10 protein-coding genes and 1 pseudogene are annotated in these 10,948 nt (G+C 46.5%); 3 read left to right on the forward strand and 8 right to left on the reverse strand.

Features of this window, described 5'->3' with window-relative positions:
• Positions 1-154 precede the first annotated feature (154 nt).
• Positions 155-733 carry a helix-turn-helix domain-containing protein gene (locus LGZ98_RS21805; protein WP_113044270.1) on the forward strand — a complete coding sequence of 193 codons (579 nt, stop codon included), beginning with the start codon at positions 155-157 and terminating at the stop codon, positions 731-733.
• Between the two features lie 256 nt (positions 734-989).
• On the opposite strand, the gene LGZ98_RS21810 is transcribed toward LGZ98_RS21805, so the two are convergent.
• On the reverse strand, positions 990-1,136 hold the full coding sequence (locus LGZ98_RS21810) for a hypothetical protein (protein ID WP_158536626.1): 147 nt from the start codon (positions 1,134-1,136) through the stop codon (positions 990-992).
• A 212-nt stretch (positions 1,137-1,348) separates the two neighbouring features.
• Positions 1,349-1,480 carry a hypothetical protein gene (locus LGZ98_RS21815; RefSeq protein ID WP_262405196.1) on the reverse strand — a complete coding sequence of 44 codons (132 nt, stop codon included), beginning with the start codon at positions 1,478-1,480 and terminating at the stop codon, positions 1,349-1,351.
• 167 nt (positions 1,481-1,647) lie between these two features.
• Between LGZ98_RS21815 and LGZ98_RS21820 the strand changes: the two genes are divergently transcribed.
• Positions 1,648-2,601 (forward strand): Abi family protein, encoded by a 954-nt coding sequence (locus tag LGZ98_RS21820; protein WP_113044269.1) that lies wholly within the window; start codon positions 1,648-1,650, stop codon positions 2,599-2,601.
• Between the two features lie 544 nt (positions 2,602-3,145).
• Entirely contained in the window at positions 3,146-3,541 is a 396-nt protein-coding gene (locus LGZ98_RS21825; protein ID WP_113044268.1) for a hypothetical protein, read from the forward strand.
• Positions 3,542-3,593: 52 nt separating this feature from the next.
• Here the strand turns inward: LGZ98_RS21825 and LGZ98_RS21830 are convergent, their stop codons facing one another.
• The 6 genes and pseudogenes from LGZ98_RS21830 to LGZ98_RS21855 form a co-directional block, all read right to left on the reverse strand.
• Positions 3,594-5,099, reverse strand: coding sequence for a conjugal transfer protein TraG N-terminal domain-containing protein (locus tag LGZ98_RS21830; protein ID WP_113044267.1), 1,506 nt, complete (start codon positions 5,097-5,099; stop codon positions 3,594-3,596).
• On the reverse strand, positions 5,096-5,467 hold the full coding sequence (locus LGZ98_RS21835) for a hypothetical protein (protein WP_113044266.1): 372 nt from the start codon (positions 5,465-5,467) through the stop codon (positions 5,096-5,098). The genes LGZ98_RS21830 and LGZ98_RS21835 overlap by 4 nt, the downstream gene beginning before the upstream one ends.
• Positions 5,468-5,469: 2 nt before the next feature.
• Positions 5,470-6,852 carry an integrating conjugative element protein gene (locus LGZ98_RS21840; RefSeq protein ID WP_229015711.1) on the reverse strand — a complete coding sequence of 461 codons (1,383 nt, stop codon included), beginning with the start codon at positions 6,850-6,852 and terminating at the stop codon, positions 5,470-5,472.
• Between the two features lie 60 nt (positions 6,853-6,912).
• Positions 6,913-7,911, reverse strand: a pseudogene (locus tag LGZ98_RS21845) (TIGR03756 family integrating conjugative element protein).
• The gene (locus tag LGZ98_RS21850) at positions 7,908-8,318 is read right to left on the reverse strand and encodes a TIGR03757 family integrating conjugative element protein (protein ID WP_113044264.1); all 411 of its coding nucleotides are present in this window, start codon (positions 8,316-8,318) and stop codon (positions 7,908-7,910) included. The pseudogene LGZ98_RS21845 and the gene LGZ98_RS21850 overlap by 4 nt, the downstream one beginning before the upstream one ends.
• Positions 8,315-10,948 (reverse strand): conjugative transfer ATPase (locus LGZ98_RS21855; RefSeq protein ID WP_262978577.1); only part of this gene is annotated, 2,634 nt, incomplete at its 5' end. The genes LGZ98_RS21855 and LGZ98_RS21850, both read right to left, overlap by 4 nt.

Here is a 10,948-nt window from a genome sequence, read left to right on the forward strand (position 1 = left end):
TAAAAGGTTACCAGTGCAAGCTACCCCTATTTATAGGATTACTTGTACTAGAGTATAGTATAGATCTAAATTGAGACCTTGAAAAGAAAATATTAACTCAATTGAGATAATTTCACTTATTAATTTCAGGAAATCTGTTTTTTCAGGTGGTTATATGGTTAAAAAGAGAAAGGAAGCACAGCATAATATGGATTCTTTTGAACAAGACCAAAAAGAAACCTTTAAGGAGAGACTTCTTTATCTTATCGGCAGCCGTAGTGTAAGAACCGCAGCTAAAGAATGGGGATTATCGTATTCAACACTGAATAACTACATCATAAGGGACTCAATCCCTGCTCTCAATGTAGCTCAATCAATCTGCGATATTGAAGGTGTCACCCTAGATTGGCTTGCAACTGGTGATCATCAGTTACAACCTCACAATCAAACCACAACCATTTATGAACAACTAAAAAGCTCAACGGAAAGAAGCACAGCATGGCAATCTATTTTAGATTCATTGGAAGATAAAGATGTAGATGCATTAATAAGACTAATTCACCGCAAAGGTATAGAAGGGATACTTGCTGAACCTCCTAAAACCAAAACATCTACAATTGAAGATACCATCAATGAATTGCCTATTAGAGAAACTCTTAAACAAGCAATAAAGATAGCTTTAGCTGGGAATGAATCAACAGATAAAGAAATTTTGCTTTACATTACTACACTGATAAGTCAAGAAAAAAATTAAACACCGTCAATTAGTGATCATAATAGTGTAGAGTAAACACAAGGTATAGAATGACGATACCTTTCAATTCTCACTTAGCCAACTGGATAACTAAGTAAATGTGCAGCACATTAAGAAGCAACACGGAGAACTAAGTGTGTGGATCAATTGGGTAGAACACCCAAAGAGTAATTACGAACTTGGCAAACTAACCTAAAAACTCACCATCCTTCAATAAGGAAGTCATTGACAAAGCTTTATCAATCTAACGAATAAATCAGCACTCAACGATAACAGGACGCTTTGTTAACGTACCTGTACGTTCAGCCAGATCAAAAGCAGCCTTAGCTCGACGCATGCCTTCAATTTTGCGCTCTTTTACGGACATTTGCTTAAGTTCAGAAATTCGGCGTTTTGATTGCATAACCTTCCCCTATCATCATTTAGTACTACAGCTATAAAAACCAAAAATCTGTGTTTTTCTGATGTTCACGATGCTGAGAAACCACATGACTTAAAACTTTCTCATGTCTCATGAATATACCTTCTGTTGAGACAAAAAAGATGTACGATTGATTATAGTACTAACAAATGCCTGTATATAGGATTTCCGTATACTAATTTTTGCCTTTTTAATTAAAAAAGCGAGAAAACCCCTGTTGATTTCTCCACAAAGGGTTTACCCCAAATATCTTTCGGCATCAGCAGCATGATTTCCATCATCTGTGACCCTAGCACGTTGCTGGCAGCAATAGCCACAATCAGCAACAGGGATCCTACAGCAACAAACAGATAGCGTCAAACACCCTACTGTTAAGGCAAAAAACCATCAATATGCTATTGACATCTTTCTCTTCTCTGGTAGCATAAGTATCGACAACGCTCGCTACCTTCCTCCGGGAACGTAAGCGGGCTTTTTTTATGGAATTTTAATCATGGTTCATATCCCCTACGCAAAGTCGCATCGCAAACCTATAGACCTTATTAGTGATTTAGAGGAAAAGGGGCTAAATTTCAAAGATAAAGCATTAGCCGAACACATATTATCATTTATCAGCTATTATCGTTTTAAAATTTATCTATTCCAGTTCATGTATCAAGATGAAGAAGGAAAAAAGCAATTTCGTGATGGCATTTTTTTTGAAAACGGCCTTGATATTTATCGTTTCGATGAATCATTACGCAATTACATATTTCGCATAATTTCTCGACTCGAAATAAAATTTCGTAGTAGGCTAGATCACACTATATCAGAATATACAGATGATCCATTTTGGTATCTCGACGATAAAAACTTCTTTAATAAAAAAGCAAATAAAATAAAATTATTACGTTCAAAATTATCAAATTCATTTACATCTTGTAATGAAAAATATGCCACTCATTATAAGGAAAAGTACTATAATGAGAAAAATGATAATTATAAATCCCTACCCCCTTTTTGGATTATCGGTGAATTAGCAACATTGGGAAATATATTTGTTATTTACGATTGCTTGGACAAACGTCGTTTTCAAATATCAGAACGAGAAAACATCCTTAACAATTTAGCCAAAGAATTTGGCGTAAAAAAATTTGAAACGCTGGTTGGATGGATTAGTGGATTAAGAGATGTAAGAAACAAATGTGCACATAATAATCGTCTTTGGAATTCAAATTTAAGAGCCCCAGCAGAAATTATCCCACACCTTTCTATACCTCCAACTAATAACAATCGTATCTATGTTTTTCTTGCAACCCTTCACCATTTAAGCAAAATCTTAAAACTGGGCGTAAACGTGGGCCAAGATATTCACACTTTAACACATGAATTCCCAAGAGTAATACCACTGTTACATTCTGCTGGTTTTCCAGAAAGCTGGAATACAGATCCATTCTGGGAACTTTAGAGTTATCATATATTTTGGCGATGCAAAAATATCTTAATACATGGTTAAAATTTGCCAATAATACTAAAACAATATCCTTTACATCCCATATTAACTTGACAAACGAAAAGGTAAGCTGAGTTACACATACCTTACCAACCAAAAAATTTGTACCTATAAATAACGTTTCATAATTCTGCTACACATGAGTTTCTTCAACCCATTGTTATACATAGAATTATGAGTAGTATAAGATGCAACGCTATTTTGGAATTTTATTTATATGTCATAATGATTAAAAATATGACTACCCATCTTTCGTTAAATAAGCGTTATACACAGTTACACCGCTGATGTTGGTTCGCCAACCCCGCTCACCAACTGCTTTCATTCACCCGGCACTTTGATGGGGTCAGGTGAATGAACTTTATCAGCCGTGCAAATGTGCATAACACACAACTCGTTTTACAATTCACACCATAGACGCCGCTCAGACTTTTAGCTAACCTAACCAGAAAATAATCATATTATTTATCTGAACATTGTTTCAACAAGAGACTACCCAATGACTAACCATAATGACATACAACGTACAATGCGCGCTCAGATTCGGGGAGCAAAAGCTGCCAGGATTTATCGTAATTTACGCCAGCGTTTACGTACTTGGGATGCACATTGTGTTACCAAAGCCCACAAATACAATCTCCCCAATTGGATAGGACATTTACCAGTTTATCTATTTGTTGGCAGCTCAGTTATTGCATTACTATTTGGATCATTGGCTATAGCTATAATGGTGATACTGGCCTTTGTATTATTACTAGGAATTTCTCAAAACATGTGGAATAAAAAAAATTCAAATATAAGTGAGCAAAAAGCTGCTTATGAACGTTTTTCATGGGAACAAGATTGGGATAAAGACACTTATAAAAGACATTCATGGGAATCGGATGACTGTTGAGATAAAGTGTAACCCTATCCAGTCATCCATATCAGGCTATACTAAGTAACAATTAAAGCTTTCCAGATATCTTAGAACCTAATTGACTGCCAGCCGCCTTGCTATCCTTAGTTGCTGTGCTGCCTGCATTTTCTATTACTCCACCAACTTTAACTCCAGCCCAAGATAAAGCACTCATCCACAATGCCGGCAGCACAATAAACATCGTCCCCATCACAAAACTCATAATGATATCGTCTGTGCTATTCTGAAAACCGGCCATATTCCAGCGGCTATGCGTATCCGAACCGTACAAAGCCTCCAGTAACCCGCTGTCCAACCAGCGTGCCAATTCCCACCAGAAGGTCAAAAAATTCAGCGCAAACACAATAAAAGTCAGCGTAACGACCGTTTTATATTCGTAGACAGCAAATACGATAATCAGGGGCAATATGATAGTCACCGCCATCAGTATAACAGCCTGTACCATTGGTAATGCCTGGCGCATTGCATCAAACGCCGGAAATGCCGCCAAGCTTCCCAGCGACATCCCACCCAATGAGGCTATCCGGCCCACCGAATTCATCAGAGTAAAATCCGCGTTACACCCGTAACCTGCATAGACATATCCCCCCTGAGATGCGGTCAGGCTTGCCGGACTCACCAGACGCCGTATCACCGCTTCTTTGTACTCTGACGTATCTTTGCCCATCAGTTTCAATGCTGCCGATAACCGAAACCACATGCCTGGCTCAACCTGAGCCATCACTCGTTTTTCCAATCCTACTTGACTGTCTGACCACCATTCTTTGCAGGTCGGATATCCCCCCTGACCCGTATTAGCCAAACCGTCATCACGATGCGGTTTCCAGGGAAAATCCGAACGAGGCGTTTTTGACTGAAGCACATCATAATAACCCGCACTATTCAGAAACGTTTTTGACCCTAACCATTCAATATCCCGTAATACCGCTTCATCCCGGGTTCTTCCTTCGTCCCGACGTTTCCACTGATACACTGCTAGCGCATAACAGTCATGGGTGAAATCCTGTAATATTTGAGCCAGAGCCGGATTATTAATTCGCGTATGCTGGACCTCAAAACGCAGTTGCCTCAGGTCGGGACGGCAGGGCATAGAAGCTATTGCAGCCTGAGTGACGCCTTTAGAAATCTGATGAACCAGTATCCACCAAACCGGAGCCGCCGCTGTTTTACCATCAAGCGACGATATCACGGACGCATAACCCGTTTCAGCCGGTTTCGGTGTCCAAGTGCCGCAACTTTTTGCCCGCGAGTCATCATACGTAATGGTACTCAGACTCACATTGACCAACGGCACACAGCAAACAATCATCACCAGAAAAGCGCCATACAGGGTGTTTTCAATCCGGGTCACTGAGAGCATGCCCTTATTTCCTTCATCCTCCCCTTCTTCCCGAACTTTCAGCCAGATACCTATCATTTTGAATGTCAGCGGCAGCACAAATAACCCGGTGGCCAACAGCACATTCCACAAACCGTTATTCACTATCCAGCCCAGCAGGGTCAGAAAATATTCCAGATAGCTGTAAGTTGTCATGACTGCTCTCCGGAGACGAAGAACATGACATACTCACAACATCCCACAAATCCCAGCGAAATGAGTGCAATCCGTTTCAGAGCCGCTTTCTGTGTTAACGGCAATGGGGATCGCCAAAGCTGCCACATGAAACAGGCAATCACACTGTACATGGCCAATCGCCAGGCCAGCCAGCCGTAACGGGTCGTGTACATCCAATGTTGTAAGGTATTGAACTGAGACGGATACGCCAAGCCAGCTGCGGCAACAAGTAACATGCCCCCCATCATCAACGTGACGATTAACCCCCGTCTGAAATGTCGTTTCAGTCCCATTATCAACCTCTGTTTAGTGCCAGTAGGTACCCGGATTTTACTTTGCTCAGACATCATTATTGTCCTTCACGCCCTTTCGGCGGCACGGACAAGGTGTGAATACGACTGTCGGTATTATCGGTGGATTGCCGTTGCAGATTCATTTCAACTCGATTTTGTTCACGCTCAAGCGTGGTCAGTGCGGTATTTTGTGCAATCGCCCGGCGCAACTCCATTTCATTCTTCAGGGCAGTAATTTCTCTGTCCAGTGTCGCAATGCGACGATCACTCTCTGCCATAGCCTGCGCCTGAGCGGCGGCATTCGGTTCTGCCTGGCCGGTCATCAACATTCGTCGCATAGTGAGCGCAGTCTCAACGGTGTCGGCCATCGCCAACTCACTGGCCAACCGACTCACCAAAGCCCCACTGTCCGGATCACGTTTCAGAGCCTGGATAACCCCGCGAGTCACCATCAGGCTACCTGTTTTGAGTTTTGCCAGATTGACTATGGTAGGCGCATTTTCCCCGCTGACCAGTTTCATCAATTGCTCAATGTTGGTCCTGGTCGCCTCTTCCAGCATCGGTGCAAACCCCGTCCCAGCGACACTTGCACCCGGCTGGTCTTCGGTACCCCCACTGGTACACTGACGACTGTCAGTACAGGTACGAACCGAACGATCACCTAACACCCTGACGACTGCAGCGGCGGCTTCTTCACTGTTCTTGAATTTCTGGCAAGCAGCGCCATTACATTGCGTGTGGTTGACATTGGCATAGCTATTCGCCGGCAGGTTGTTCATCATATTGAAGCCGGCTTTTGCCAGATCCCGGATGGGCTGAATGGCTTTCTGCCCTTTTCCTCCCCGTTTTTCACCCCCAATCCAATTTGAACCTTGTGTACCGTCCGCAACCTCCATTTTTTGTGTCGTGCCAACCGCGTCACCATTACCGGTATTCACCAACGTTTTATATTCCTCCATCAACGCCGCTTTAGTCCATTTACTGCTATCCGAGAAATCCATCATACGCTGTGACATGTTCTGGCAACTCAGTTGTGATTTGTCGAACGCAATACCTGCCTGTAACACCCCGTTGGTCAGCATTTCATATAATCCGGGATTAGCCCGCTGAATAACCATTGCGGGTAAACTGGCTACGGCCCCAGTAGCCCCTTGTATCACTTCCCCCATCAGGTTTTTAAACCCCGAAGTCAGGCCATTAAGCTGATTCCCTACCGTCGTTTTCAAATCAAAGTTACCGCACATCAGGTCACTGCTCCAACCGAGGTTTAATCCGCCCAGATGTTGCAGATGACTGCGGGTCGCCGGCTGCGATATCACTGATCCGCCACCTATGTTGTAAAACAGCTTATCCGATACCGCCCCATTCAGGCTTTTCCCGTAACCTATCGGGCTGTCCGCAATGGCAAAACCTGCCGCCTGAACAACAGGAACAGTCATAAACGCCAGTGCTATCAATACAGGCAAAAATAATCGTTGTCTCATCCCATGATCCCAGTCTCAAAAATCGGTACTGTAAAGAAAAGTCTGTCCACGCCGCTGACAACAACTGTAGGGTTGCCACAATGCAAAGACATAATTCCCGTCCTTTGCCGCTTCCCCGCTGTTATCCGGAAAAACAGCACAAGATGGGCTCATTTTCGGCGCTAAACGTTGCCATTGATGATTTTGGCTACCCGTATTCTCAACTACTTTGCCGGGTGGCCAGTAACCCTGTTTACGGTTCCCTTGCAGGGGTTGATAAACATGCCCCTGCCCAGTACGGGTGATAATGTCTGCTACCCGTTGCGCTACTACCGCAGCCGCTTTATTATCATCCTGTTGTGTCACAAACCCGCTTCGCGGATAAATATTGCCCCACATATTGCCCCGAAACGAATCCCCCAGCTCACGTTTACCAGGAATAAGCGCCTCGGGATAAAACGACTCTGGCACACCGGACCGCCAAACCAAGCTGTCCAGAGTACTCAAAAAGTAAGGCATAAAAGGCGTGGCGGCACTTTTACACGCATACCCCGAAATTTTTCCGCCCATCATGGCAGTTGCCGGATGCCCAATCGCATCGGCATATTTAAAATGCAGATTGTTTTTCCGGTTGCCTGGGATTTTCAGCTGATGATTACCGCCCCCCACGGCTATCCCGGAAAGTGCTCTCGTTACGGCATTTTACACGCCGTCAACAGTCTGGCTGACCAGAGACATTTCTCTCCAGGGATTACCGCCAGGCGCGTTATAGACGGAGACCACGGCCTGAGGAGTAAAATGCTCAACTTTTATCGAGGTACGCACTTTGCACCCCCAGGGAGAACACAGCAGCCAGTAACAGAGACCTTTTATCCGCCAACTGATGCACGATACCGACGCGGCACTGGCCACAATCTGGGCCGTATTCACACTGGCAACGGCCACGGGCGCCAGAACAACCGTTAGCAGCAGGACTATGCCGAACTTTTTCAGCCGGGAATTCCATGCTAATGACAGTAAATTCGGAGACTTCATGGCTGTTTTTCCCGCTGATAGGTATCCCAAAGTAACCGGGCCTGTCTGACGTCTGTCGTACCGTACACAACAGAATCATCATCAAAAACCACTGCCGGGAACTTCTTAAGGCCCAGAGTCCAGGCATCCAGTAACCCCTGGTAAGCCTGACTGATATGTTGTCCCTGTTGATGCCACGATGAAGACTGCAAAATCTGACGGGCCTGTTTGGCTGCCTGTTGAGGATCAGCCGATAACTGACCGAACAGTTGTGCTTGCAGCTGTTCGGCCTCATCAAGGTACACAACCCGGACACGTTGATCCGCATTGCGCGGTGGATGGCTTGTGTCGGTATAGATCACTGTGCTGGCAAACACGGATACTGGCATTAACAGCGGCAAAAGCGTCCAGAATACCCTGATATTCATAGCCTACACTCCTGCATGGATAAGAGATCTTCATCACGCACATTTGCCACTTCCCCGGATATCAGACCACGGGCACGGTCCAGCCTGCGCGCCACAACAAAGGCGGCATCCAATTCACTGCAATGAAGCGCTTTCATAATCGCCCTGCGCTCTGCCTTTTCCTCTTTCTCCGTCATACCCAGCGCCAGATAGACACTGGGCGGCACCACCCGAAACAACGCCTCCACTTTTTTCGACAACACCACGCCTTCGGTGTAACAGCCCGGGAGTTTGCTGGCTGACAGCAACACCGATTTTTGTTCTTCAGACAGCTTCTTAAAACGCGCTATCTGTTCGACTTCATCCGGCGGCATTGTCAGACACAACCACCACTCCGCCATATTCAGCATTTTCTCCGCACTATCCGGATAGTCCGCCAAATTCTGAGTAGCCAGCCACAACCAGGCGCCCAGTTTTCGCCACATCTTGACCACTTTGGTCATATAGGGCGACAACAGCGGATTAGTGGTCAGTATATGCGCCTCATCCACCACAAAATTAATTTCCCGGTCCTCAAACTGGTCACGCTCCGCCATATTGTTGATGGTATTGACCAGAGACACCATCGCCAGCGACATCTGAGCACCATACCCTTCACGCGCCAACGTACCGAGGTCAATCAGCGTCACATCGGCTTCAGGCCAAGGGGTTCCCGGACGATTAAACAATTCCCCCTCAAAACCACTGGTGAACATTGACATCGCCCCCGCCATCTCTTCGGCACGGGCACGACGCTGTTCGGTACGCAATGATCGCCCCTGTTCATCCCGTCGGCTGTCCCGGGCAATCACAGACAATGCCTTTTGCAGATCTTCCGCTATCATCTGTCGGCCATCGTCAGCACTCGCTTTTGCCGCCATCATGATAGCTTCACGGATCATGCCCCGATCCGCCCACGTCAGACGTTCTTCCTCTTTTTTCTCCCCGCCGGTGATCATCATGCGGGCCGCAATTTCCATTTCACCCAGAATATCGCGTTGCTCATCGTCCCCGTCGTCTTCAATTGCCTCTGCCGACTTTTCACCCGCCAAATCCAGCTGAGAAGATGCCATTTGAAGCAATTGGTGAGCATCAGCAAACAGCGCCAGACTGACACCACAGCCCGGTTTAATGCTGATTTTGTTGACACTCAGCCCCAGACGTTGACAGTAATCAGCAAACAACCCAAAACTGTTGCCCGCTTCCGCCACAAATAATCGGGGACGGTGCACCGCTATCAACTGCGACAGGCTCGCACAAAGCGTAGCCGACTTCCCCGCACCGGTCGGCCCGAACAGCAACAGATGGGCATTCTGGGTGCGGTCATGTTTATTTTGCGGATCAAAGGTCAGCACATCGCCGCCCCGGTTAAAAAAGCTAAGACCCGGGTTACCCGTGCCAGTTGCCCGCCCTGTCACTGGCAACAACCCGGCCACATGCTGCACCCAAGTCAACCGGGTATACCAGTGATGCTTATCTCGTTGCGGGTTAAAACACATCGGTAAGGCACGCAGATAGCCGTTCAACGGCGCTACGTCACATTCGGGTTTGACCGGCTGCAACCCCGAGACCAACAGGGTTGCGGCCAGTTGCTGATGCCGACGGTTCAAATCGTCAACATCAGCCCCCTGTAACAGAAAGGTCAATGCAGAACGGCACAGTTTATGTCTCAGCCCCAGATGAGCCTTAACGGCTTTTACGTCTGCGCGTACTCGCCCTGATTCAGTATTTTCTCCCACTGCATTTTTTGACAACCGGTCAAAATCCCGTTCCAGTGTATCCTGTGCCTGTATGACAACGGTCAGTGAAACAAGGGTACCTGAGGGTAATAAGTCCATCAGTGCATTGATATTCTCCCCTCTGACCATTTCACCGGTCAGCGTTCCCGGCTCTGGTGGACGACGCAGCCGTTCAACCGGTACCGCTCGGTGAGCAATATTATCAAACCACCATATACCGTTTTTCACGTCAGAACGCGGCGGGGTAAACCACAAGGTTTCGGTGAAATCATTATCTGGCTTCCACTCACCAGCCTGTGGGGTCGCATAACTAGCCGCCTGATACAACGTCGTTTTATCTATCCAATCTGGACCAGGATTGAACAACCGCAGTAACCAGTGATGAACCTGTTCACCATTTTGTCGCTCACACAAAATGCTGGCGCTGGCCAGCGAGGCCGTCAGTCGGTTACAGACCTGATTAAGCAACGCTGCTGGCGACAGAGCATCTTTCTGGCCTGCCGGGACCCAGCGATAAACGACCATTCGGGTACGGCGTTGCTGCCCTCTCCAAGGTTGACCGATGACCAATGTGTCGTTAAACAGACCTTCAGGCCGGGCAATGCCTCGCAGATGACGTTCAGTCTCAGCCAGCCACGTTTCGGTAAAGGCTGTGCCCTGTGCCCAGGGCTTGATATATTGACGAAGCTGCGTCAGCGATGACGACGAGTCATCTTCATCCTGACAAAAAAACTGCACCACCCAGGGAGAAATATCTTCTTCCTCCAGACTGTCCTGCAACGTATCCTCCACCTGGTCACGGATCTCTTCCAGACGGGCAGCAGGGCGTCCTTCTGTCGGGACCGGCGAGACGGTATAAACCGCCCCGACTGA

The organism is Photorhabdus kayaii (assembly GCF_025384895.1).
In the GTDB taxonomy this organism is placed as follows: domain Bacteria; phylum Pseudomonadota; class Gammaproteobacteria; order Enterobacterales; family Enterobacteriaceae; genus Photorhabdus; species Photorhabdus kayaii.